The organism is Dielma fastidiosa (assembly GCF_003475485.1).
GTDB classification, from domain to species: Bacteria; Bacillota_I; Bacilli_A; order Erysipelotrichales; family Erysipelotrichaceae; genus Dielma; species Dielma fastidiosa.
In genome coordinates this window covers 98288-124475 of record NZ_QRQL01000005.1, presented here as the reverse complement: position 1 = coordinate 124475, position 26188 = coordinate 98288, and the positions used below count along the sequence as shown (strand labels likewise).

Genomic DNA, 26188 nt, shown 5'->3' with positions numbered 1-26188 from the left:
CCTAGTAAATGTTTACTTTAAGCGATTCACGCCGTGGTGAACGCAGATATTTAACCTTTGGATAACCCAACACTAAAGTTACTACTGCTTGGCTGTGTTTTAAACCCAGCCTTTTTCTTATCTTATGGGACATTTTTAAAACCATCGTGAAATAACCGCTGAATAAAACACCCAACCCATTTGCTTCCGCCACAAATTCCATATTCTGTGCTGCGAGGTGCGCGTTGATCGCATCATCAGCAGTGATAAGGATAACCTTTGGTGCCTTGAAAAAGAAAAAGTCATCACCGATTTCATTCTGTCTTGCCAGAGCGTTAAAGCAATTAATCAGCGGTTTTATTCTGCGCAGCAGCCGGACAGCGATCGCTTCTATTTCTTGCTTTTTCTGATCTAATACAATAAATGAAACATCCTGCGCATTCTTGCTGGTATGTGTCAGTCTGCCCGCTTCAAGAATCTGATCCATGACAGGCTCAGGAATATCTTGATCTTTAAACTGACGAATCGTTCTCCGGAAACGGATAGCTGCCAATACTTGATCAGGATTCAAGCGCTTTGACGCAGTTTGATTGATAGGTTCATGCTCATAGCCGCTGATTGTGATGGCCGCCTTTGGACAGACTGCCTCACAGTGTCCGCAGAAGATGCACTCAGCCGCGATGATCTGCGCTTTGCCGTCTGCTAGTTTTATATTGTGTGCCGGACAGTCATTGATACAAAGTGAACAGCCGACACAGTTTTGATTAATCGTTATCTTATGCTGATTCATCTTAAACCTTCTTTCGTTAACTTATATTAACCATTATATCATTTACTCCTGATTCTGCAGCATTCGTAAAGCAAGTCATTACCATCAAATAAACAAAAGAAAAGCCTATCTTTATCAAATAGGCTTGCTTTGCATTTTATTTCTTGATGCCGTCAAAGGCTGAATTTTTAAGCAGTGATGATTCAATAGTTGAAACGATTTTCTTGGCATTGCGCTCTTTGCGAAAAGCCAGATTGATACAGCGGTCAAGCAGCTCCTGACGGCTCATATCCTTAAACAGATAGGCAGCTAATGAACCGGGAATCGTGTTGATTTCATTAAGATACAAAGCTTTGGTTTCATTATCATACAGGAAATCAATGCGCACTACACCGCTGCATTCACAGACCTTAAAAGCATTTCTGGCTGCTTCTTTGATTGCCTCACAGATATCTTCCTCAATACCAGCCGGCAGCCGGCGGCTGATGGATTCCATACCCTTGCTTGAACTGCCGCCATATTTATCCACATAGCTTAAGATCGTATCACTTTTGAATACTTCCTCAATCAATGACAGCTTTATATCATCATGATCGCCAAGCAGTCCAATATTAAATTCCCTGAAATCTGTAAACCGATGTTCAACAACCAGCTTGCTGTCAAAGGCAAAACATTCCAATGCGGTTGGCAGGAGCTGATCCTTATCATCACAGCAGAGAATGCCAATTGAACTGCCGCCGCTGACGGGTTTTATGATCCATGGACCACCGATTTGTTCAGCTTTTTCTATGAGTGTTTCAGGATGCAGAATACATTCACTGCGGGTAATCTCAAAGCCATCAACTAACGGTACCTGTACACTGTTTAAAACTCTTCGCATCATCGCTTTATCCTGAACGATGGCACAGGACAGAACACTGGATTCACAATATGGAACGCCTAATGTTTCTAAGAAGCCTTGAAACTTGCCATCTTCACCGCTTGCGCCATGCATGATAGGGAATACGACATCAAGGCGCTGTTTCACCCTGAATAAACGCCGGTATTTAAGAAATACCTCCTGTCCCTCCCGCACCCAGTCAACAACCTCAAGCAGCTTAGGAATATCCTCCAGCTTTTGATATGTGGCAGCTTCCATTGCTTTTCTGCCGGTGTAAAACTGCTGATCCTTTCCATAATAGATCGGTATAATCTCATATTTATTATGATCAAATGATTTCATGGCCTGCAAAGCGGAAATCACCGATACCTCATGCTCCACAGACTTTCCGCCGTATACGACACCAACCTGTATTTTCATCTTGCGCCTCCTCACACACTAGATTATGCAAAACACCCAGATTGGTTAATGAAGAAATGCATCAGGGATATCATTTTCAATTAAAATGGTATCATTTTCATGCATCATTGCCTTCACAACCTCAAGGGCACGGCGCATACTGTCCACATGCAGAATCTTTTCTTCTTCAATCCCAACGCTGATACAGCCTCTTTCCATATCCGGGGCATTGCGTCCAATCAGCACAATTAGGTCAATCCCCTTCATCTGTGTGCCGAACTGTTCACAGTAGAACGCCGTCTGTGCCCCCAGATCAATGAAACCCGGCGTAATGAGAATATGTCTGCCCGGCATCATCGCAAGCACCTCAAGGGCTTCCTTGGCACTGTCAGGATTAGAATTATATGCATTATCAATTAAGCGGCCGCAGCCAAAGCTTTTCAGCTCTAAACGATGAGGAATCGGCGGCATTGTTTTAAGTGCCAGTTTCATTAATTCAAGATCAACACCAAGCTCATCGGCCATTGCCAGCGCCCCAACACAGTTTAAAATATTATGCATTCCTAACAGCTTAGTTTCAAAAGCTGTCCGCTTGTTCTCATGAAGCAGTTCAAAACGGCTGCCCGACGCGTCACAAAAAATATTTACTCCCTGATAATCTGCCGGCTGCTTTACCCCATAGCTTATTCTCTTAATTGGATTGTTGATCTGCGCGTTACGCAAATATTCATTATCAGTATTGATGAACACCGCCTTTTTCGCATGCTCAGCCAGCTGCAGCTTTTCATGAAGGATATTCTCCAATGACTTAAAGGTCGCCAGATGCTGCAAACCAACCGCGGTCACAATCCCATAATCAGGCTGTACAAAACAGCACAGATCCTCAATCTCATGCACATGATCCGCTCCCATTTCACAGAGAAAAACCTCATCGGGCAGCGTCAGCTTTTCCCGAATTGTACGGGTGATGCCCATTTCATTATTATAAGAAAGCGGTGTCGCACAGCATGCGTATTTCATAGACAGCAGCTGATTTAAAATATTTTTCACACTGGTTTTCCCATAACTGCCGGTAATGCCAATTTTGATACAGCTGCAGCCCGCCAGCTTCTCACTTGCCGCCTGCCGATACTGACGCCGAATCCTTTTCTCTAACGGTACCGACAGCAAGGCAGTCACAATAAAAAACAGTGAATGAAGACCAAACAAAGGAATCATCAGCACATAGATCGTGATCTTACTCAGCTGAGTACAAAGCAAGACAAACAATGCGATCAATACCGCATATAAAGTAATCAGCCGTTTGATCCGCTGGGTATAAACTAAGGTTAACGGCTGTTTTTCTTCATTTTTACTAAACAGATATACATAGACACAAAGAAACAGCACAATTAATCCATCCGCTTCACTGACACTCATGATACTGAATATAAAAAACAGAAATAGAAATCCGTTCTGCAGCAAGTCATGCCAAAGCTTCTCCCGCTTTAACGTATCGATATATCGGCCAAAATTATACCGATTCTGCTGATAACTCTGGGCATCCCGCAAAAAATAACTGAAAGACAGATCAATCAGCAAGGCGGCAATCAGCAGCCTCATGAAAGGCACCACCCTTCAAGAAAAGCACTCACAATCGCACAGAAACGGCCGCTTTGATGGTAATATGCAAAATGATCCTCCTGTTCCAAAACAATCAAACACGCTTCAGGCATTAAAGCTTCCATCTTCTTTCCCATCCATAATGGTGTCTGATCATCACACTCACCCCAAATCAGCAAAACCGGTACCTTAATCTTTTCAAGAACCGGTGTCAGATCCTCATTGACAACCTGTACCAGCACCTTGCGCTGAAACGCGTCCGCATGCTGATAATCATAGCTTCCTTTAGACTTAGGCAGCGGCAGCCAGCGGCTCAGCTTATGACAAGTCTGACGCCAGCGCTTCTGCCATGTCAGCGGCGGTTTAATACCGGCAGCTCCCGTTAAAATCATCGCGCTGACTGAATATTTCAACGCATAGCGGATCGCCAGACGGGCACCAAAAGAATGCGCGATCAGAATTGGATCTGTTAATTCATGATCAAGAACAAACTGATGAAATGTTTCTACATAATCATCGAAGGTATCATAATTTTCAATAGCTTCACTCTCACCAAAGCCAAAAAGATCCAGTGAGGCTACTCGATAATGCTCTTTAAGCTTCTGCTGAAGCGGATTCATCATGGTACAATTCTGACCCCAGCCATGCAGCAGAATAACATTTCTTCCAGATCCAGCGATCTGATAATGGATATTCATAAAAAAACCCCTCCTGATTCAGTCTATGAATCAGTGAGAGGTATTAAAACTATCAGGCTTTAAATTTATTGATTCTAAAAATTACACCTTTGGTCATATTTTCACCAGAAACATTATAACCATTCGCTGTCGTTACCTTATAAACGATGGATAAACCAATACCAAACTGGCCGCCCTGCCCCTTTTCAAAAGGTTTAAATAAAGAAGCGATACGGCTCTCTGACATACAAGGGCCATCATTGGAAACACTCAGCTCATCTTCATTCAGTTTAATTTTTACCTGCGTCTGCGCGTAACGCAAAGAATTCTCCAATAGATTCTCCACCGTAATACGCCATGGCTCCTTGGAACCATTAAAATAAACCTCTTTCAGATCAGCCTTGATTTCAATATCCGGTTTTACTGCCTTCATAGCCAGCAGAACCTCCTCAATAACTTCCTTCATATTGGTACGCTTTTCACCGGTATTCTGTGACACAAGATATTCAACACGATTCAGATAAAGCAAGGAATGCACCTTACGCTCTAAACGATTCGCATTATCAATAATAACATCGACACTCTTTTCAAGCGTATCATATGGATAAATACCATCCTTAATTGATTCACCATAAGATTTAATCGTAGCTATCGGCGTCTTAAGATCATGAGAAATATTATGAATCATTTCCTCCTTGGTCTTCTCCTGACGCTTCAGCTCCTGACGCATGCTGACTAACGCATCCGCCAGTTCACCAATTTCATCATTACGATTTACCTTCAGCTCAGCATCCTCACCCAGTTTAATCTTTTCAATGTAATTACGAATCTGATTCAATGGATGAATCAAATAACCCATCCAAATCATCAGCACAATAAAGAACACGCCAACCGCGATTACCGTAATATTGATTACACTGCTTAACAGCGTATCCCGATACATTGTTCGGTATTCCTTGGTAACTAAGGATACCACCGCAAAATTAGGACTGGCAATATTAATCGCATAATAACCACCGTCATAAGTATAATGGCCGACCTCAACACCGTCCTCCATCTGCTTCAGCAGCTGCTTGCCGATGGTCAGCGTCAGCGAGCGGTTGTTGTTTAACGTTTCCGAGGCAGAAGAATAATTGCCTTTATCGGTATAAAAGATATGAATCATCATCGTATCTTTCTGCGTGTCTTCTAATTGAAGGGTGATGATCTTATCCTCATCAACCCCCATCTTATATAAATTGACGATAATCGATTGATTACGGTCAATGATATTAAACATCTGATCACGGATAAAATCATCAACATTTCCGGTCAGAAAGATAAAGAAAAAGGAAGAGAAAAAAGCGATGAAAAAGAATATCAGAACAAACAGCTGCTGGGATAATGATAAATTCTTGACCCACGCATTCAGCTTTTTCATTATCCTAAACGATAGCCATAGCCATAAATCGTATGAATATTCAGCTTAGGCAGCTTCTTTCTAAGTCTACGCAGCGTATCATCAACAACACGGTCTGAGCCAAAATAATTATCCTCCCAAACCAGTTCCAAAATTTTCTCTCGGGAGAATGCTGTCCCTTTGTTGCGGATAAACATCATCAGCAAATCAAATTCTTTTGTTGTCAGATCGATTTCTTCATTATTATCAAATACCTTGCGCTGTTCCTCATCCAGTTCATAGCTGTCAATCTGAATACGCGTATTCTCACTCTTATACGTCCGCTTAATAATGTTATTTACCCGCAGCACAAGCTCCTTAGGTGAAAATGGTTTCGTGATGTAATCATCACTGCCCTTTTCTAAACCAATGATGCGGTCAAACTCTTTATCGCGTGCGGACATGAAAATAACCGGAACATCACGGCCCTGCAGGCGAATCTCTTCAATCAGATCAAAACCGGATTTATCATCCAGCATAATATCCAGAATCCACAGATGAACATCATCATCCACCGTATGAATGCTGGCCTGTTCATAAGTATAATAGGAACGCACTTCATAGCCTTCTTTTTCAAGATAGCGTTTTACCAGTTCATTTAAGTCTTTTTCATCTTCAACTACACAGATTACTTTTTTCATAAATACCACCTCTTCTACCACTTATTGTATCAAAATTTGAGAAAATTAAAAGGACTTGTTTAAAGTCCCTTCGATTTAACAAAATTTACGATTTTATTCACACATTTGGATAGTCAGCATTCAAACAGCAGTATTTATATCAGCATATTTATTGATTTTTATGCTGTCATTGCGTATAATATAAGTAATGAGGTGATGATTATGAATATTCGAAGTGCAATTGAAAACACAATTTCTATTTCTCAGTTTAACCGTGGACTGGCTGGGAAAATCTTTGATGAAGTAAAACGCCATGGCGCTAAGGTTGTTATGAAAAACAACTCTCCCGAATGTGTCCTTATTTCACCTGAAGAATATATCCATCTTCTGGATGAAGTAAGTGATGCAAGGCTCTTAACCGTTGCTACACAGCGTATGTCCACATTCAATCCCTCCACCGTTATCTCCCAGGAACAGGTAGATCAGGAATTTGGATTCAGCCCTTCTGACTTTGAAGAAACGGATGACATTGAATTTGAATGAGCTGGAATGTCAAATACCTTCCTGAAGCCCTTGAAGACCTCCGCAAACTGGATGGCAGCCAGAAAATTCTGATTCGAAAAGCAATTCAGAAAGTCTGCAAAAATCCTTTGCCAGAAAACGAAGGCGGCTATGGAAAACCCTTGGGAAACAAAAATAAAACTAATCTTTCCGGCTTCCTAAAAATCAAACTCCGAGGTGCTGGTCTGCGTATGGTCTACCAGCTCATCCGGCATAACGATGATCTGTTGATTGTTGTAATTGGCGCGCGGGAAGATGATGAAGTCTATGAAGTCGCACAAAATCGCATAACGAAACATGATTTGTAAAAGAAACGGCAAAACACCTGCCGTTTCTTTTCTTTGTTTAAGCTAATATTTTCTGTCGAATGCTATCATCCCTATCTCCTTCACTCACATACTTCTCTATTTATCACCCCAGGTGTTAATCCATTTATTATAGCTAAGCAATTAAGGTATAGGGTAGACATTGCCAACAGCCAATATAGACATATTGAAGACTCAACCTAAAATGGCTGCAAAATGAATGTAATAATTTACGAACAAGAAAAGTACGATTTTAAACAAACCGTACTTTATTCGTATCAATTAATAATATATGATAACAAAAATATTCCTATAAATTGTATTATAAGGTATTGTTAGAACTTCTTATCGTGTCTACGATTTGATAGACGTACTCATCACACAATTCATGAGTCTTGGCTTCAACCATGACACGGACTAACGGTTCAGTACCGCTTGGCCGAACCAAAATCCGTCCTTCATCGCCAAGCTTTGCTTCCACAGCCGCAATTTCCGCAAGAATTTTGGGATCATGCAGCGCCTTTTCCTTATCCTTTACCGGCACATTAACTAAAAGCTGCGGATAAATAAACAGCTCTTCACCTAAAGTCTTTAAGCTTTGCCCGGTTTCCTTCATGATTTTCAGCAGCTGCAAGGCGGTAAATAAACCATCTCCAGTTGTTTCATATTCATTAAAGATGATATGGCCGCTTTGTTCACCGCCAATCGTATAACCATTAGCTTCCATACTTTCATAAACATATTTATCACCAACGGCCGTTTGAACGCTGTGAATGCCGCACTTCTCAAAAGCTTTATATAAACCGAGATTCGCCATGACTGTCGTCACCACAACATCGTCCTTCAACAGTCCTTTAGCCTTTAATGCCTTACCAACAATATAAAGCGTATAATCACCATTAATCAGATTGCCATCTTCATCAACGGCAATCAAGCGATCCGCATCACCGTCAAAAGCAAAGCCAGCATCATAATGTCCCTTGCGCATCAGTTCCTGAAGTTCCTCAGGATGCGTTGATCCGCAATGTGTATTAATATTAACGCCGTTAGGTTCACTGTGAATCACTTCAAGCTTCGCGCCTAACTCACGCAGTGTTTCCACCGCTGTTGCTACCGCGCTGCCATTTGCCAGATCCAATGCGATATTCATGCCTGATAAATCGCAGGCCGTTTCCCTTAACCAGGAAATATACAGCTGCAGCGCGTCATGATAATCAATGATACGGCCGATTGCTTCATTAATCGCATAAGGCAGTTCATCTTCACCCGTAAAGGTTGCCTCAATGGCTTCCTCAACAGCCGGGTCCATTTTTTTACCAGCCGGTGAAAACAGCTTAATGCCATTATCATAATAAGGGTTATGAGAAGCTGAAACCATGATACCGCAGCTGAAATGCTCCTTCTGAATCAGATAAGATACGCTGGGTGTCGGGCATACACCCAACAGATACACATCAGCGCCGCTCGCCGCAGCTCCAGCTGCTAAGCCCGATTCAAACATTGAACTGGACAAGCGGGTATCTTTGCCAATCAGTATGCGCGCATGACCGCTTTGCCCATAATAGGCACCCAGATAACGGCCAATCTTAATTGCCTTATCCAGTGTCAGCGTATCATTAGCGCGTCCGCGTATGCCATCTGTACCAAAATATTTTCCCATAGTAGCTCCTGTCTTTTTAATTTTTATTTTGTGACATTGATCTTGATCGTCTGCTTATCTAAGGTATAAGTTGCCAGCTTATTACCGCCGCTGACATGCAGAGGCAATTCAATCGTACCGGTCTGCGTTACATCCGCTAAATCGATATAAACTGAAATCGCGCTGCCATCCTCAGTATCAAGAACTTCCTGAGCACCGCTGACGGTCACATTCACTGTCTGCGGTTCATTTTCATCAAGTGTCAATTTGTAATTCTGAGTATTATTCTTCCATTGAATTGGAATATCCTCAATCACTTTCTCAACCTTATCCGCTAATTCAATAGTAATGCTGACAACCGAAACGCTCTTCTTACGCACACCGCTTGGCAGATTAATTGGCATTGAAAGAACCTGCGGTGATGAAGTAAAGCTGCTTACCGGTACTTGAATATCAATACCGTTGATCTGATCAAGCACCTCCTGCGGTCCATAAATCGTTACAGCCTGATGATCCAAGCTATACCGTGAGATTGCCTTGTTATTTGGAACTTCACCAATCGGCACAATGCTGATCGGCACATCCTTTTCAGGACGGGTAACCTTAACCGTAGTTTTGATCTTATCCGGAACAATATCAACATCCATACGATTTCCCTGCTGATCATAAGCTACTAACGGTGCCTCAACAGTGAAATCACCAGTTACATTCGATACATCAATTAAAGCTTTTACGATTGATATAGAGCGAATCGTCGCGTCACTGGCACGTACCAGTACAGAATCCTTTTCAAATTCAGGCTCAGAGAGAGCATACACTGAATCCATATCCTTCGTATTAATAAAATCATAACCAATTTGGAATTCCTGAGACTGCTTCTTGCTGATTGTAATTACCGCGCTTGATGGATTTACCACAGCGGTAATACGGCTGGAAATATTCGCAACCTTTAAATCAACCTGATGCGTCCCTTCACCTAAACCATTCAAATCAGCCACAACCTTTTGCGTTGCCTGACTGTCTGCCATTTGAATATCTGACAGATCACCCATCAGATAAACCGTTACTGATTCAGGCAAACCGGTTACCTCATAAACCGCTGAATTGACCTCGGCGGTTACCGGCTGATCCGTATAGGTGTTCGTATAAGCCGGCTGTCTGCTGATTGACAAAGAATCCGTGGAATTGGTAGCCACATAGAGGATGATTGCCAAAATCAAAGCAACCTCCTTGGCATAACGCTGATTAAACAAAATCTTATCAAACCAAGCGCTTACCCAACGGAAAGCCTTTGCGAAAGTATTTTCGATACTTGCATAGGAACGGGCAATTTTCTGACTTTGCTGAGCAATCGTTTTAGCCAGCTCAACTTTATTTTCATTAATCTTCTTTTCTTCCTGCTCTTTTTTCTTCTTAGGTCTAGCCATGACTACTCACCTCCTTCAGTTTCTGAATCTGATTGATCATATACGATCTCTTCAGCAACTTCCTGAGTTTCTTCTAATTCTTCAGCCGCTTCCACTGGCTTTTCAGCCTCTTCAGCCTTGACTTCTTCCTCAGCCTTACGCTTACCAAACTTCTTCACTGATTTCTTCATCAAATGTGCTGTAATTTTTGGGCCTTTATGCTCTTCAGCCTCAACACCGTCACTGAATTCAATTTCATCATCATAATCCTTTTTGATTTGATTATCCTTCTGAATCCCATTTTCTGTATGACAGATTACCATCATCAGATATTCACGCAATGAATCAACACTCATCACATGCAGCTTGCCGCCCTCCGCAATCGAAATCGTACCGGTTTCCTCTGAAACCACGATTGAAATAGAATCAGTAATTTCACTGATACCAATTGCCGCGCGGTGACGGGCACCGTATGAAGATGGAAAATCGAAGGTTGTAGGCGGAAAATAAGCACTGGCACAGGCAATCTTATCGCCCTGAATGATAACCGCGCCATCGTGCAGCGGTGTACCCGGAACAAAGATCGAACATAATAATTCACTGGTCACGATGGAATTCATCTTCGTACCTGTTTTGATATAATCAGATAATGAATGACTTTGTTCCAGCGAAATTAAAGCACCTGTCTGAGTAGCACTCAATTCACCGGCTGCCTTCACTAACTCATCAACCAGATTTTCACGTTCATTAACCGTTAAGGTTGAAATACGAGAAAAAACATTCGTCTTTCCCAGCTTTTCAAGCACATTGCGGATCTCTGGCTGGAACAGTATAATCAAAGCCAGCGGCCCCCATGCAATAAACATCGCTGCCAAACTTTCAATGGTCGGCAGTTTGAAAACCTTGGCAAAAGCCTGTACGATAATAACAAAAATAATGCCCTTAAAAATCTGAATCGTTCTTGAATTATTACGAACGATCTTCAGTCCATAGTATATGACAACCCATACGCACATGATATCAATAATGGCACGTATTATCTGAGTAATATTCGTTGTGGTGATATAGTTGAACATGACAAAACTCCTTTCACTTTTTTAATTATAGCATAAATTTATTGTATCTGACTATTTTTTAAAGCTCATCATCAACAACATCAGCAACTTCATCAATCACCTTAAAAGCCATTGACTGAAGTTCCTGCGGTGAGTCATGAAAGGTATAGCCTTTATAAGCCTGCAGCATGGAACAGTCATTAAACTGATCACCGACACAGATAACAGATACCGGCTCTAGCTTGCTATCAATAAGCATTTTATTTATACCCTCAGCTTTGGAAATCCCCTTGGGCACAATATCCACACAATACAGATTCGGAAATGCTTCCACATATGCATTAAAGCGCTCATTGATGGCTTTCGCATACTCATGATTGATTTCATTATTTTCAACGGAGATTACAATCTGCGCGATTTGTCCCTCCGCTATTAAATCAGCTTCACTGCGCATCACATCCTGATTGCCATATTTCAGATCCTCAGCTGATGCTTTTAATACAGTGCGGCTGCGGCTGATGCCATTATTGAGGACATAGGATATACAATTCAGAGAACGAATGTAGTCAATAATTTCAAGGGCCGCGTTGAAATCAATCGTTGTAACTGATAGTACATTCCCATTGCCATCCGCTTGAACACCGCCGTTATTGGTAATCAGAAAATCAATAGCCAGCTCATTTTTAATGATTTCTTTTTGGATACTCTCTAATGAGCGGCCGGTAACGATACCAAACAGATTTCCCTGCTTGCGCCAGTTTATTAATGCTTCCTTATTTCTTTGTGAAACGGTATCACCTCTGCGTAATGTACCGTCATAATCTGCTGCCAGTAATTTCATTCTTAACTCCTTTGTTAGTTTATGAACCATCTATAAAATCATACACATGAACATTATATCGGCTCCATTAAAAATTGCAACCAAAATAAAAGCCACGGCTGTGGCTTAGTTAACTTCTGAATATTTTCTGCGTTCTGGGCTTAAGTTATCTACATAATAACGAAGTGTTAAAGCTGAACCACACATGTTCTTTGTCTTAGGAGCAGCCAGAATAATATCCCCTTCTAAGAGAGCTTCAAGCATTGCCTTGCAGCATGTAGTCATATTTTTAACACCTGGTTCCAATTCTTCCATTAAATCTTTGGCATTGCATTCTATATACAGCCATTGTTTGTTATGAGCTTCTTCTTTTTTAGCCTGTAGTTTTTCAATATAATCAGCAATCGTGAATTTATCCATGATTTCTCCTCCAATCCATAAATAAATAGGATATACATATTGTAGCATATTTTCATTTCTTTACAATAAATGAAACTGCTTTCATTGAATAAATCGCTAATTTTTTCACTTTTTATGCTTCAATTAAGCGATATAGCCTATGTTTTGTCGAATTTTGGCTGAAATCATCGGCTTTTTATAAACTTTTTTGAAATCCAAATTTTGCCAAAAAAAAGAAATGAAGCTGATCATTTCTTTTTAATCTTGGAGGATAAAACCATTTTTCTCTTCTCCTTAATCTCTCGGCCTTCCCAAACCTTAAGACAGTTACCATTTTTCTCTCTCTTTTTAGATATAACGTGATTCCAGTAAGCTCCTCCATAAGACTTTTCTCAACCACTACTATAGAATACGATGTGCCTAATTCTTTTTCGGGGGCAGATGCAAATTTTTTTTATTTTTTTATATAAGTTTTTTGAATTGGGAAGGTTGGTCTAATTTTTCAAGCTAAAAGCAAGGCAGTAATGAACCTTGCTTATTATATTTATATACTGATTGGCTTATTGACTATGCTTTATTTGATAACATTTTATTACCTACCCGTGTATTGAATTAATGTCTCAAAGTATATATTTTATGATACAAAATTCTTATTTCGCATATTAATTTCAGCATCAAGTGTAGCTATATCTACATAAAATAATTAACTATCAATAAATAAAAGACGATAATTTAAATCTATCGCCTTTTATTTCCTATTCACTAATGGCAGTCAGCTATATAATTTGCTGCTAGTCGTCTAGTACCTCATTAATAAAATTTTCTATGTCTATCTATTCATATGAATTTCTATGTACACAAATCAATCAAACAATGCATCTTTTGTAGCTTCTTCATTTCTATAATCAACATCAGGTAACTGATTATTGTTTATATTAATAAACTCTACATCATCTTTATTATATGTCAGCCCTTCAACTTCAGTTGGAGCAGGCCATGACCGATTATATAAGATGCCAACATTTACTCTTGTGATTTTAGAACGACTGATCTCTAATTCACCTTGATATAATAAAGTTGCTGAAGAAAAACCATCATCAGTAATTTTCGTAGTATGAAATTCACTATTTGTTATTACTGTTTTGCCATATTCATTATTGAAATTGCCGCAAGTGCTATATTTACCGTTAACTATAACATTTTTTAAAACATTTGAATTAGCACTAGAATATATGCCATAAGCATTCATAACAGACGCTACTTCTACATTTATAATTGCATTTTCAACTACTAATTCATTACCCAAGGTGTGTATTACTCCTGCGGTAGCTTTTTCATTGCTGCTGTATGTTCCTCCATCAATTTCGATTATCGTTCCAAAGCCTCCATATACAGCCCATCCGCCAGTATTGCTAGAATTTATTGTAAAATCGTCATTTACGTATATCTTTAATGTACTTCCATTTTGAAACCTATTATCAGCATATAAACATCCTTCTATATGCCCAGATCCAATTACTTTCATTGTTTTGGTAGGTGCAATTTTCAATGAACCTTTACCTTCATTTATTTTTATAGTTTTACCATTCATATCAAGCGTTACATCATCTGTGAATGTTGCGTTATCAAACAATGTTATATCATCAGTTAAAATGACCGTATCTCCCTGAATATAATCATTCAGCATTTTTTGAAATGAATCTTCTGTATCAACTTCATACTTAATATTATTCAAATAATATTCAACTTGACCAGTAACATTTTTATTATGAAGATCATTTGAGGCATCTGAGATCACTTCTATCTGATCTGTACCTTTAGCCAATATAGTTGGAAGATTGTTCTGACCATTAGGCTCTCTAAATTCAGATGTATTTACGATATTAGCTTTGGTAACATCAAGACTGCTCTTGCCGCTTTCGCCAGTTAGTCTTGCCAGCTCAATTCCGCTTGCTGTATTCCCTGATACATCAACTTTACCTTCCATCTGAACACTTGAACCATTAACTAATAAAGAAGTATCAGCGCCAGTCAATTTAATATTTTTCAAAATAACTTGGGCACTAAGATTATTGAAAGCAATAACATACGAATTTTCCTCATTTTGAGATAGATAAGTAATCGCGTTGCCTTGACCGTCAATGGTAAATGACTTAACATCCTCTGGAATCATATCTTGATTAATGTTAATCTGTCTACCAGTGGTGAAATTTTTTCCAATTAATATTTCTCCGCCATCTGTTAATTCTTTTAAAGCAGCGATTAATTCAGCCTCATTCTTAACTCCCTTTTCAACAACTGGCGGCACATACCCTCCGCCGCCTGATGAACCACCAGTAGAAGGTTTATTTACTTCCGGTGCTTTTTCAACTTCATCAGCCTTATCTACATCTTTAATAATTGTATCTTTTCCAGCTTCTACACCATCAGCATTGACTTCTACCTTATTGACAGTACCGTTGCCATCTATCTTCACTGCCGCGTCTGCCGTTAATGTGCCTATGGTACTTCCTTTGGCTACTTCCACTTTAGTATCCTTTGCTGTCTCGGTAACGACTACATTCTTCACATCGGCATTTACCTTGATTTGAGTATCAGTTATTACTTCAAGGTTTTCAACCGGTGCCTGAATGTTTATACTTGCATAGGTGCGTGTCATTACTTCCTGTGTTGGTACTTCAATCTTAATTTCATCTTTGGTTGTTGATTGAACTTCAATTGTTTCTACTTCACCATTGAAATTCTTATCCGGTGTTACCAATGCTGTCTCTTCCAATACAATAGCCTTAACTTTCGTTTCACCGCTTAAAACAACTTCTGTATTTCTAGTCTGATTGCTGATAGTATCAACTGTCGAATCCTTTAGAACGACTTTTCCAGCTGTTTCATTATCACCTAATACAACTAGCTTCCCTTTGATGATTACTTTGCTTAGCTCAATTTCTTTTGCGGCAGTCACATCCACATACAGATTCCCTTCAATAACTTCACCAGTAATAGCATTGGGGTCTGTCACAACTATCGAGTTGGATTCAGCTAACGGAATAGCTTTTCCATCGCTAGTTAATTCATAACCATCTTTAACATAGTCCTTTGCCATAACGCCCGTACCTTTAAGATAATAAAGAGAGCCATTATCTTCTACCCATGCATCCACCTGCATGACACCGGATTCACCCATGAAATACCAATGCTCATGAGATGCTATCCAGCCAGTCCGCATAATTCCATTTTCATCAAACACATACCAACAATCACCATCTTCAAGCCAGCCAGTTGCTAATGAATTATCATTTTTAACATAAGACCATAAGCCATCATTATTAACCCATTGTGACTCAACTGCCTTAATTGGCAATGTCACTGAACAAAGCATTGCAGCTACAACTAAAGCAGTCACTGCTGACTTTGTTTTATTTGATTTCATTCCATTACCTCCCCAGGTTTTTTTTGAATATGTCTTAAAAAGTATACCTTATAATACACTCACACCATTGTAAAAAACAACCTTGAAATTACATAAAACGGACATTACACCTTTACGAATGCAATAAAAATGCCTATAATGGAAGAGAAATACAGTGTCTCAAAAGGTATACCTTTTAAGACGCTTTCCCTGTTAACGGTTTAGAAACGCTTCTAAACCGTTTTTTAACAGAATAAACAGCATAAAAAAACAAAACAATCAAGAATTCTATGCAGCATTGAAACAGCAATGTATTTGCTTTATTGTTAACACACATTGCTTGTGGCAACGGCAAGTTTTGCCTACAATAGAAGTAACAACAAAAGAAAGGTGGTACCCTTGATGTTAAATGAAAACATTAAAACAATCAGAAAATCAAAAGGACTTTCACAGCAAGAGCTTGCAATCAAACTCAATGTTGTCCGTCAAACCATTTCTAAATGGGAGCAAGGGTTGTCAGTTCCCGATTCGGATATGCTGATTAATATATCAGAAGCACTTGAAACACCGGTTCACATATTGCTTGGAGAAACTGTGATAGAACCGGAAGCTGATGACATAAAAGCTATTTCTGAAAAGCTTACGATCATTAACTGCCAGCTTGCGCAAAGGAAAGAAACAAACCGGAAGATATTTCATTGGTTATTTATCCTGCTTTGCGCTGGCATTATTCTCGTTTTTGCCCTTTTGATAAAAATGGACAGTCCATATTTACTTTGGAACTATAACGATCCTGAAACTGCCATATTAGGAGCTGCATTCCATGCATTTGAATGGCTATTTGTCAGATTAGCTCCTTTAATCCTCATAGGCGGAATCATCGGCGCACTTTCAACCAGAAAGAAGGCATAAAACTTTTTTACACAAAAAAAGACAGATATTGAACATTTATTTCAGCATCTGTCTTTTATATTATTTTTTTACTGCATCAGTATCTGATCCTGTCGCGCTGTCCGTGAGTGTCGACTCAGCCTTCAGCTTACTGTTGTCAGCCGGGCTTGCATCATTAACGCTCGCATCTGATTTGGTTGTATCACTCTTAGACGCGTCACTTGGTGTTGCATCACTCGCTGAAGCATCTGATGATGTGGCATCCGATGGTGTCGCATCAAGATCTTTATTAATCTCATCCCAGGCATTTGTTGCCTCGTCTTTTTTCTGATTCTGGTAATCGTTTAGCTGATCATTAAAATTAACATCGTCTGAAGTTGCCGGCGGTGTTGAACGGCGATACATCATGACAGTCATAATCGTCGAATCCTTCTCCTCCAGCAATTCCTCTTCACTCTTCACAGGTGCCGGCACTTCCTTGGCCTCGATCACTTTATTCAGATCCTTAACCGCCATATTCGCAGCCGCCTCCTGAGTCAGCGACGGATCAGCTTTCACCGCCTGCTTAATCAGTCTCAGCTTACCGGCCGATACACCTTTGCTCTGCGCTTCCAACCGCAGCATTTCATTTGTCTCTTCCCCAAGCACGACACCTAAAATGTGATTCTCTACAAAAAACTCATTAACCTTTAGATATAATCTTTCCTGCAGATTCAATGCCTTCAGCTCATTGTCATTCACAACGGTAATCATGACGGCATTATCATCCTTATTCTTATCAATATATCCCATCTTTGTTACTTCATCAATAAAATTCTTCGTGGCCTCTTCAATCTTCTGACCTTTGTAATCAAGCCCCGCCAGTACCAGCTCACCATCCTTATTCGTCGCTGATACAGAAATCACTTCATCATACATATTGACAGTAAACTCAACGCCCGGATTCACATCCACAGCGACATATGAAACCGGAGTACGCTGGTTCGCTAAGAAATTAAATCCAAAAACACTGCCAAACATGATAAACAGCATACATAACGTAGCTGCAATCTTTAACTTTGAATCATCACCATACTGTATTTCATTGCCGACTTCCATGGATGGAGTGGCATTAATTTCATCGAATTGACCTTTTGTACTCATCACGATCGCCTTTTGATCATGAATTTCCATAATAATCCCTTTTTTGATCATTTTTCCACTCCTTTCTATTTTTTAAACGGCAAATATTCTTTTAATGTCTCTAAATCCGAATCCGCAAGAATGATCCCCGCTATTATATATTTACGATAGCTCTCGATCTTTTTTCGTGGTATTAAAAAATTTTTTTCAATTTCTTTTAAAGGCAGTGAATGATCATTCATTATTTTTTCTACTAATTCAGGACGTTCTAAAATCTTCTGAATCGCATTATTTACATAATGCCGAGTAATTAAATGCTTAGGTGAGCTTTTAACTAAATCCTGAAAGGTAATACTAAAAGCCTGAAGCTTTTCATTCAGTTCATTGATTTCCGCGATGCGGATTGACTGTTCATAGCTGTCAGCATAACGCTGAATCGCGTCTTCCTTTAATTCGTCGATTTCATCTTCCTCTTCATTATATAAACCAAACGACTTCTTATTTTCGCGGTAAAGCGATGATTTAAAATAATCAAGCAGTCTGGCTTTAATTACCATTTTCGCATACAGTAAAAAATTCCCTTTACCATTAAAACGGTCAATTGCCTCATTAAACGCCATTAAAGCGATAGAAAGTTCTTCGTCAACGCCATAAGTGACATAGCGATGTGCACATTCGGAAGTAAATGAAGCAATAAATGGCTTGTATTGAGAAATAAAGTCATTGCGCATAGTTTCATTCTGTTTGATTTCTTCAATGTCAAAGTTCACTTCAACGGCGGCATTTTGCAAACGAATCAACTCCTAACATATTTACATTACACTTTTTTATTTTTTTTGTAAAGTCAGCCTCTGTACCACTGGCTGATCTTATCCACAGCCATGTCACGATCCGCTTCACTGATTTCAATGATTTCGCAATCATCACGCTCATTCAGCAGAGCTGACATTTTGCTTTCTTTTTTCTGTAAGACACCTAATACTCGATGATTGCTGTCTAACAGCTGTTTAATCGCAGCCTGAAAGTCAGGCGCGTTATCTTCCAGCTTACCTAATTCATCGATAATCACCAGCTCTGCGTCGGCGGCAACCGCGGCTTGTATTATTTTAACGCCAATTGTATCAAAAATACCCTCAACGCAGATATTGCGGCGTACACCGGCACGAACGCTGATAATCACATCATTTTCTTCTTCATCCAAAGCCTCAAAGCTATGCAGCGCATAGCCGCGGATTCGTTCATTGATTATTACCGGCTGGGTCTGATAGCCGCTGAAATCTGGCTGCGCGATGCTTAGAAATTTTTTGATTGCACTGGACTTACCAACTTTTTTCTCCCCAGTCAAGAATAAATGTTTACTCATACTCATCCCCGGCATTCAGTTTGATTGAATGCACATTTTCCTTTACAAAAGAAGCCAGCAGCTGCTTGAGTTCAGCTTCTTGGCTATGACTCAGCTCAACCTTTTCACCATTTATTGCAAGCTGCATCGGCAGATTGACTGCCGCCAGTGCGCGTTTCTTCAGCTCTGTTTCTTTAGCCAGCTTATGACAGCCGCACTGACAGGGGCCGGTAGAAGCTGTAACGGCTCCCTGTACAAGTTTGACCTGTGCCGCTTGCTCACAAAGCTGGCAAACTGCCGCCTGACTCAGCGTACACAATTCCCGTTTTGCTTCCCCCTGAATAATGGCACTGCCTAAAGCAACACAATCAGCTCCGCACGCACTGCAGACCTTTGCATCGACATTGGGCAGCCGGTCATAAACTTTTTCTTCAATCAAATCGACCAATTCTGTCAGCTGACTTAACGCGCTGAAAGCGGGCAGATTGCATACTTTATCATATTGATCAGCTAAGCGGCCGCTGATGGCGAAGGTAAAGTCATTCATCCGCTCTTCAACCTCTTTCGGCTGATGCGCGCAGACAATTCTTGGCACAGGTGCTTCATAGTCACCTTCCAAAATTACATAATCGCTATGATTCAGATTCAGCAACTTATTATTATCAACCGCTTCCGGAATGATCAATGCCGTCTCCGTCTTACCCTTTGCAATTACTGAGCTTGCGCCGGCAGCTTTATGACGGGCAGTATTACTTTTTGGATCATCAATGGAGAAGGTCGGACAAAAAATAATTTTAATCGTTGATACTGTTTTGCCGCGGCGTTTTAATTCACGGATAATCTGTTCAATGGTTGTTGTTTTCCCGCTGGCGCGTATGCCAACGATACTAAATACTTTCATCGTCCCTTCCTCCTTACTTCAATTGATACAAGATGCTTCAGCCAGCGGCTGCTTACAGGATCTTGTGATGGAATGATCTGATAATCATTTGCTGATTCACAAATTAAAATATGATTGGGCAGCAAGACCTCTTTGCCGCTTAGAAGCAGCTGCATGCCATCCGCGCCCACACATAAGACTTGATCCTCTTCATGCAGATCACCAATATATTTGTATAATTCACAGCCGTAAACTTCAATTTGACGTTCCGCCTTCCCCTGCGCGCGTTTTAAAAGACTGTATAGTTTTTTTTCAGGAAGTTTAAACTCACTCATCCTCATTCACCCTTATACCTATTGGTACAAGCATATCTTCCTCGCAGAAGCTGCCATGCTCGCCCTTATCCTCACTAGCATGCTGACCATGATCGCTAATCAGCCAAATCATACCCTTTACATCACTCAACAGCTGTGAAAGCTGGCCATCAAGCCAGATCAGCTTATCAATAGCCTGTCTGCTCTGTGGGGAATAGTGATGACAGACATCGTCATAACCATGGATATGTACAAAAATAAAATCATAATCAAGATTTTCCCGCATGCATGATAAGACTGCCTGATCACTGTCATTTTCATCTCTTGGATTCAGGAGTGCTGACTGCTGGGTATAAAGAATTGTTCTTTCACCCTCAATATAGACACAGCGCCCCGGATATTCATCAAAGATGGTGGAGAGCTTCAAGCTGCGGTCGGCATGGCTTTTAATTTGATGTACAGAAGCATCGGCACCGCTTAGCATGCTCGCTAATGCCGTATTGGTAATCGGCGGCCAGCTGCTTAAAGCACAGGCTGTATTAAATGTAGAGAAATAAGAACATTGCGGCAGTGATGCTTTAAGCTGATGCCAGCCCAGACCATCAATATATAATACCAGCTGTTTCTTTTCAGAATATGACAGCCACATACTTTTCAATTCATCTAATCGCAGCAGCTTTTGGTCAATTTCACCAATTATCTCTTTTTCCTTGATCTGATCACTGATCTCACCGTCATGATAAATGATCCACCCTGACTTTTCCATGCCATCACCCTTTGCTGACATATTATAACACAGACCAGCACGCAATCAAATAAAAAAGCCGATCTGTATAATCCAGATCAGCACTGATTATGCGGTAAAGTCCTCTAGCTTTTCAATTGCCTGACGAAGATTTTCTTCCGTGACTTTAATTGCCGATACATTCACATCCGGCACCTGTGAAGCTCTTTTTAATACGCCGTCAAGATCTGCCATCGTGCAGTCAAGATCAGCAAGCCGCGTCGGCAGTTTAACACTTTGATAGAATGGCAGCAGCTTTTGCAGCTCATCAAGCTTATCATCCAGCATCAATTGAACTAATAATCCATAAGAAACAATTTCACCATGCAGATGCTTTTCTTCAACCTTTTTCAAGGTCGTAAAGCCATAGCACATCGCATGAGCTACCACACTGTTATAATCATTAATTACATAATTAGAAACAAGGCCGGTTGTTACGATGATGGCCAGTACCGTTTCCTCTAAGGCCTTAGAATTTCGATTTGCCTGACAGTCAGCAAGCGCCGCCGCACCATAACGGACTAATGGATCACCGCATAATACAGATAACGTTACTCCCACATTATTCGCATGATTCAATTCACGGCCGCGGGAGCTGAATTCCGGTTCATAGCCCTTAGCTAACGTATCCCCGATGCCTGCCCAAAGATATACATCCGGTGCTTCAGCAATCACTTGTGTATTAATGAATGTATGATGCGCGGGCCGATCACGGTGATAGAGGTTTTTAAATACCCCGTTAGGTTCATACATCGCACAGACAGAAGTTACCGCCGCACACGTTCCCGCGATGGTTGGGAAATTAAACAGCTTTTTATTCATTTGATCACTTAAGACCTTGCATGTGTCCAATGCCTTGCCGCCGCCAAAAGCAAAAATCATATCCGCCGCCTGAACCGCCGCGTTCTGTTTCAGCATTTCCACATTTTCATAAGCGGCTTCACCGCCATACCATAAAGTATCCAAGATCTCTATCGTACTGTCCTTTAAAGCTTCTTTCAACAGATGGCAGGCTTTAGCCAATGCCCGATGACCGCCGATACAGACTGCCTTATTGCCATAATCCTTGCAGATTTCTGCCGCTTCTTGATAAACATCCGTACCGACACTATAACTTGGTAAAAATACATTTGACATAATAGTTCCTCACTTTCTTAAGCCTTTGCCGCTTCGGCTTCTAATTCAGGCATCGCCTTTCTTGATTCCTGCTTCTCAAGCGGCATAGATGCGTATACATTAGCCAATACGGAGCCGGAAATCTGATGAGCTACGGTGGCTACCGCTGCCGGCAGCGCACATAACGGATTGGCAAACTGTCCGGCCAAACCTACTGCAAGGCCTGAATTCTGTAAACCTACCTCAATCGAGATGGCTCTTTTCTTAGCCGTCTCTAAGCCAAGCAGCCGGGCAAACAGCCAGCCGACGCCAAAGCCCAGCCAGTTATGCAGACAAACCGCCGCAATTACCATTAAACCAGAAGTCATCAAGCGCTGAGCATTCGGAGCCACACACATACCGACAATTGTCACAATGCTTAAGACGCTGACCATAACCAAGACTTTATCAAACTGCTTAACGGCATCCCCGGCTAATCGATGCACTAATACACCCGCCGCAATCGGTACTAATACGACCTGAACAATACTCAGCAGCATTGTCAGCATATTTACCTCAACCCATTGGCCTGCTAAAACATAAGTAAGCAAAGGGGTAAGCAGCGGCGCAAGCAAGGTCGATACCATTGTCATGCCAACCGATAACGGCACATCTCCCTTGGCTAAGTAGGTCATTACATTACTTGCCGTACCGCCGGGACAAGTTCCCAAAAGCACTAAGCCAACCGCTAACCCGCTGTCAAGATTTAATCCCTTGGCCAGCAGGAAGGCTCCCAGCGGCATAATCGTAAATTGAGCCAGACAGCCAACCAGCACATCCTTTGGCCTTGAAAAAACAATTTTGAAATCATTCAGCTCTAATGTCATGCCCATTCCAAACATAATTACCCCTAATAAAACATTAGTCAGTGACTGCCCCGCTACCTTGATTTGAGCGACAGCCGTGAAGAAGGAAGGCTGAATCAGTGAAAAAGCCGCAACAGCCAATACGATCCATGCCATGTACTTCCCTAAAAAATCACTTAAACGGTTTACGAATTTCATTTACATTTCCTCCTGTAATAACAAAAAAAGGCTTTATCTCTAAGAGACAAAACCTTTGGTTCTGCGGTACCACTCCAATTACTGTCAAAGACAGTCACTCTTCTGACATCTCCGGAAAAATCCTTTTAATGCAGAACACCGTAACGAGTGTTAATCGTTCTAACTTACTTGAACCCTTTCAGCAGACTGTTCATGGGTGATTTTCCTAAACCTGACGCTCTCTGTTTTTCACCGGTCAACAGCTCTCTGTGCAGCGTCCTTGCTTAGTACTCTTCCCAATCATCACATTTGTTATGGTCTCTATTATACAGGAATGAAAACGATTGTCAACAACTTTATTGAATATTTTCAGAAAACATTTTATATTGTTTTCTTATATTTTCATAAACTTTACATGAATATCTCTTGCAGTTTAGCCAATATTCACTATAATAATATTTAGCTGCCGTCTTAGCTCAGGGGTAGAGCAACTCCATGGTAAGGAGTAGGTCGGAGGTTCAATTCCTCTAGACGGCACCATTTAATTATATCATCAGCCAGAACGGCTGATTTTTTTTTGCTTATTATTTAAAAAAAACGGGGATATCCCCGTTTAATCTTTGATTTCTACTTTGAAACGCGCACCGGCATCACCCATAAACAAGATGTAACAGCCTGCTCCTAATGGGAAAGATTCCGGCTTGCTGTTCACTGAATTAAGCACAGCCATGCCTGTACTGTCATAAACTACATAGCCTGCATTCTCAGGTACTGTAATAGAAATGTTTTTGCCTTCATATTCAGGTCCGGCATAGTAATATTGATTATAACCCTTATCATTGATACGAACGCTGAAGCTGTCACGGTGAACTTCCTTGATCGCATCTTCACTGACAAACAGGTTATCATTTAACTTCATATATTCAATACCATCCTCTTTATAGAAAGAGATGATACCGACATCACGGCTGCCGCTCATTGGAATTTCAATTTCAGGAACCGCTGTATTCGCATCGATTACCCGATAACAAGATAAGTAATTGCCCTTTAATGCAACACTGGTTACCGGCAGAACGGTTGCGACTACCTGTGATGTATATTTATTTAGGATGCTCAGATAGCCTTTATCTTCACGAGCCGCCCATGCCTTTGCGACAGAGTCGCTCAATTCGGACAATTCAACTTTCTGAGCAAAATAGGAATGCTCATGAACACGTCCGATGCCCGGCAATTCAGAAGCGCCGTTGACATTCAGATAGGTATTTCCGTTTTGTTCCATGAAATACATAGCCAAATTACCAGTAGGATCCACAAACTGTCCGTCACCGACATAAATCATTGTAGCTGCCTGCTCGTTGCCTTCAAGATAAGCATTTTTATAAGTAAGCAAGCCATCATCACTTAAATCAACCCGATAAATACCGCCGAAGTTAGCGTAATAACCTTCATATTTCTTCAAATCGCCATCCAGTGCTTTCTGAACCGGCTGACTTGGCACCGGCAATGTTTCCGCGCCTTTAATGATGCCTTTTTCATATAGACGATCCATTAACAGCTGAGTCGCTAATATCTGATCATACAAGCTGCTGCCGCCGGAAGAAGTCACCGCCGCTGCCATATTGTATTCAGGCAGAACGATCAATGAGCTGTGCATTAAAAGTGTATCGCCGCCTTTAACACCCGCCTGGATGCCATAGCTGGCAAATGGATCAAGATTTACTGAATCCCAGCCCAGACCAAAATTAATAATATTCGGCTCATCCGCCAGCCACTGACCGCGCAGATATTCTTTCTGGAAGGTAGCCTTCTTGCTTTCCGCTGACAGCAATGAATTATTCTTCATATAAATCTGCGCAAATTTACAAAGCTCTTCAGCTGTAGAATAAATACCGCCGGTACCGATGATATTCGCGTTATCAACACCGTTGGCCAGCATTGGCGTATTTGGATAGTAAGTCTTCGCTACTAAAGAACGGTCAAAATCATCTAACGGTGTCTTAGTATGCGTTAAGCCTAAAGGCTCCGTAATATTTTTGCGGATATACTCAGTAAATGATTCACCGCTGACCTTTTCAATGACGATCTCCGCCAAGGTAAAGGAATCATTGCTGTAAACCGAATAAGCACCCGGATCAGCCTTTAATTCCTGTTCGCGCAGATCCTTTAAAAAGCTGTCATGCGCCTGGGTATCATTATCATTAAACAAAAAGCCATTCAGATATGTGCTGCCCATCAAACCTGATGAATGATTCAGCAGCATTCTGACCGTAATTTTGCGGTAACGGCTGTCCTTCATTCTAAATTCAGGCACATAATCTTTGACAGGTTTATCCAGATCAATCTTGCCTTCATCCACTAATTTCATAATTGAAGCGGTCACAAACATTTTGCTTGTTGAGCCAATCGTATACATGTTATCCTTTGTCAATAATCGATTCTCGGATTTACTGTATACACCTGATGTACCGCTGGTGATGATTTCACCATTATCTATCAGCGCATACTGTAAACTCGTTACACCGTAATTTTGAATCAGCGTATCGGCCATTGTCTGAACGCTGTCTGAAGCAGCCTGCACATTCATACTGAACAATGAACTGAACGCTAAAACTCCGGCTAATAAAAAAGAGAGCGTTTTTTTCATATTTCCCTAATTCCTTTCTTTGTGACTATCATAGCACTATCCTCATTTTCTCACAATCTTTATGTCCAATTTGTCACATTTACAGAGTGATAATGTCTTCTAAACATAGAAAAGGTTT

The 26188-nt window shown here is 40.8% G+C and carries 24 protein-coding genes, 1 tRNA gene and 1 other annotated feature; of the genes, 4 read left to right on the top strand and 21 right to left on the bottom strand.

All coding sequences use genetic code 11. The features are described 5' to 3' along the window. Position 1: 1 nt before the first annotated feature. The 6 genes from DWZ33_RS11760 to DWZ33_RS11735 form a co-directional block, all read right to left on the bottom strand. Positions 2–769, bottom strand: a complete 768-nt coding sequence (locus DWZ33_RS11760) for a nitroreductase family protein (RefSeq protein WP_118454944.1) — start codon at positions 767–769, stop codon at positions 2–4. Between the two features lie 136 nt (positions 770–905). After that, positions 906–2048, bottom strand: a complete 1143-nt coding sequence (locus DWZ33_RS11755) for an ATP-binding protein (protein ID WP_118454943.1) — start codon at positions 2046–2048, stop codon at positions 906–908. Positions 2049–2093: 45 nt separating this feature from the next. Further along, entirely contained in the window at positions 2094–3629 is a 1536-nt protein-coding gene (locus tag DWZ33_RS11750) for a UDP-N-acetylmuramoyl-tripeptide--D-alanyl-D-alanine ligase (RefSeq protein WP_118454942.1), read from the bottom strand. Continuing rightward, positions 3626–4327 (bottom strand): alpha/beta fold hydrolase, encoded by a 702-nt coding sequence (locus DWZ33_RS11745; protein ID WP_118454941.1) that lies wholly within the window; start codon positions 4325–4327, stop codon positions 3626–3628. The genes DWZ33_RS11750 and DWZ33_RS11745 overlap by 4 nt, the downstream gene beginning before the upstream one ends. Before the next feature lie 52 nt (positions 4328–4379). Continuing rightward, positions 4380–5726, bottom strand: coding sequence for a HAMP domain-containing sensor histidine kinase (locus DWZ33_RS11740; RefSeq protein WP_118454940.1), 1347 nt, complete (start codon positions 5724–5726; stop codon positions 4380–4382). Then, entirely contained in the window at positions 5726–6385 is a 660-nt protein-coding gene (locus DWZ33_RS11735) for a response regulator transcription factor (protein ID WP_022938354.1), read from the bottom strand. The genes DWZ33_RS11740 and DWZ33_RS11735 overlap by 1 nt, the downstream gene beginning before the upstream one ends. A 201-nt stretch (positions 6386–6586) precedes the next feature. Between DWZ33_RS11735 and DWZ33_RS11730 the strand changes: the two genes are divergently transcribed. Together DWZ33_RS11730 and DWZ33_RS11725 are read left to right on the top strand one after the other, a co-directional pair. Then, a complete protein-coding gene (locus DWZ33_RS11730; protein ID WP_220452430.1) occupies positions 6587–6907 on the top strand; it encodes a type II toxin-antitoxin system Phd/YefM family antitoxin in 321 nt (106 codons plus the stop codon). Next, positions 6904–7233: a type II toxin-antitoxin system RelE family toxin gene (locus DWZ33_RS11725; RefSeq protein ID WP_118454938.1), complete on the top strand. Its 330-nt coding sequence runs from the start codon at positions 6904–6906 to the stop codon at positions 7231–7233. Before DWZ33_RS11730 ends, DWZ33_RS11725 begins: the two co-directional genes overlap by 4 nt. A 319-nt stretch (positions 7234–7552) precedes the next feature. On the opposite strand, the gene glmM is transcribed toward DWZ33_RS11725, so the two are convergent. From glmM to DWZ33_RS11690, 6 genes are all read right to left on the bottom strand, one after another. Further along, complete coding sequence (gene glmM, locus DWZ33_RS11720; protein WP_118454937.1) at positions 7553–8890, bottom strand: phosphoglucosamine mutase; 1338 nt, start codon at positions 8888–8890, stop codon at positions 7553–7555. 23 nt (positions 8891–8913) lie between these two features. Continuing rightward, on the bottom strand, positions 8914–10296 hold the full coding sequence (locus DWZ33_RS11715) for a CdaR family protein (RefSeq protein WP_022938358.1): 1383 nt from the start codon (positions 10294–10296) through the stop codon (positions 8914–8916). Between the two features lie 2 nt (positions 10297–10298). Beyond that, positions 10299–11351 (bottom strand): diadenylate cyclase CdaA, encoded by a 1053-nt coding sequence (gene cdaA, locus DWZ33_RS11710; RefSeq protein ID WP_118454936.1) that lies wholly within the window; start codon positions 11349–11351, stop codon positions 10299–10301. 58 nt (positions 11352–11409) lie between these two features. Continuing rightward, positions 11410–12171 carry an HAD-IIB family hydrolase gene (locus tag DWZ33_RS11705; protein WP_182425679.1) on the bottom strand — a complete coding sequence of 254 codons (762 nt, stop codon included), beginning with the start codon at positions 12169–12171 and terminating at the stop codon, positions 11410–11412. 105 nt (positions 12172–12276) lie between these two features. Continuing rightward, positions 12277–12570 (bottom strand): hypothetical protein, encoded by a 294-nt coding sequence (locus tag DWZ33_RS11700; RefSeq protein ID WP_022938361.1) that lies wholly within the window; start codon positions 12568–12570, stop codon positions 12277–12279. An 841-nt stretch (positions 12571–13411) separates the two neighbouring features. After that, a complete protein-coding gene (locus tag DWZ33_RS11690; RefSeq protein WP_118454934.1) occupies positions 13412–15976 on the bottom strand; it encodes an N-acetylmuramoyl-L-alanine amidase family protein in 2565 nt (854 codons plus the stop codon). Between the two features lie 381 nt (positions 15977–16357). Here DWZ33_RS11690 and DWZ33_RS11685 point away from each other — a divergent pair, with 381 nt between their 5' ends. Beyond that, positions 16358–16867 carry a helix-turn-helix domain-containing protein gene (locus tag DWZ33_RS11685; protein WP_118454933.1) on the top strand — a complete coding sequence of 170 codons (510 nt, stop codon included), beginning with the start codon at positions 16358–16360 and terminating at the stop codon, positions 16865–16867. A gap of 60 nt (positions 16868–16927) precedes the next feature. Here the strand turns inward: DWZ33_RS11685 and DWZ33_RS11680 are convergent, their stop codons facing one another. The 8 genes from DWZ33_RS11680 to DWZ33_RS11645 all read right to left on the bottom strand — a co-directional run bounded on the left by DWZ33_RS11680 (position 16928) and on the right by DWZ33_RS11645 (position 23447). Next, positions 16928–18040, bottom strand: coding sequence for an anti-sigma factor domain-containing protein (locus tag DWZ33_RS11680; protein WP_118454932.1), 1113 nt, complete (start codon positions 18038–18040; stop codon positions 16928–16930). Between the two features lie 14 nt (positions 18041–18054). Next, positions 18055–18759 carry a hypothetical protein gene (locus DWZ33_RS11675; RefSeq protein WP_022938366.1) on the bottom strand — a complete coding sequence of 235 codons (705 nt, stop codon included), beginning with the start codon at positions 18757–18759 and terminating at the stop codon, positions 18055–18057. 53 nt (positions 18760–18812) lie between these two features. After that, positions 18813–19331 carry a nucleoside-triphosphatase gene (locus DWZ33_RS11670; protein WP_182425677.1) on the bottom strand — a complete coding sequence of 173 codons (519 nt, stop codon included), beginning with the start codon at positions 19329–19331 and terminating at the stop codon, positions 18813–18815. After that, complete coding sequence (mobB, locus tag DWZ33_RS11665; protein ID WP_118454930.1) at positions 19324–20211, bottom strand: molybdopterin-guanine dinucleotide biosynthesis protein B; 888 nt, start codon at positions 20209–20211, stop codon at positions 19324–19326. The genes DWZ33_RS11670 and mobB overlap by 8 nt, the downstream gene beginning before the upstream one ends. Further along, positions 20208–20525 (bottom strand): hypothetical protein, encoded by a 318-nt coding sequence (locus DWZ33_RS11660; protein ID WP_118454929.1) that lies wholly within the window; start codon positions 20523–20525, stop codon positions 20208–20210. Before DWZ33_RS11660 ends, mobB begins: the two co-directional genes overlap by 4 nt. Next, positions 20518–21270 (bottom strand): alkaline phosphatase family protein, encoded by a 753-nt coding sequence (locus tag DWZ33_RS11655; protein ID WP_182425675.1) that lies wholly within the window; start codon positions 21268–21270, stop codon positions 20518–20520. Before DWZ33_RS11655 ends, DWZ33_RS11660 begins: the two co-directional genes overlap by 8 nt. Positions 21271–21357: 87 nt before the next feature. Beyond that, positions 21358–22425 (bottom strand): iron-containing alcohol dehydrogenase family protein, encoded by a 1068-nt coding sequence (locus DWZ33_RS11650; protein WP_118454927.1) that lies wholly within the window; start codon positions 22423–22425, stop codon positions 21358–21360. A 17-nt stretch (positions 22426–22442) separates the two neighbouring features. Further along, positions 22443–23447 carry a bile acid:sodium symporter family protein gene (locus DWZ33_RS11645; RefSeq protein WP_118454926.1) on the bottom strand — a complete coding sequence of 335 codons (1005 nt, stop codon included), beginning with the start codon at positions 23445–23447 and terminating at the stop codon, positions 22443–22445. 39 nt (positions 23448–23486) lie between these two features. Further along, positions 23487–23739: a binding site (T-box leader), on the bottom strand. Positions 23740–23891: 152 nt separating this feature from the next. On the opposite strand from DWZ33_RS11645, the gene DWZ33_RS11640 reads away from it, so the two are divergent. Then, positions 23892–23966: transfer RNA gene (locus tag DWZ33_RS11640), tRNA-Thr, on the top strand. A gap of 73 nt (positions 23967–24039) precedes the next feature. On the opposite strand, the gene DWZ33_RS11635 is transcribed toward DWZ33_RS11640, so the two are convergent. Further along, complete coding sequence (locus DWZ33_RS11635; RefSeq protein ID WP_022938373.1) at positions 24040–26070, bottom strand: serine hydrolase domain-containing protein; 2031 nt, start codon at positions 26068–26070, stop codon at positions 24040–24042. Positions 26071–26188 lie beyond the last annotated feature (118 nt).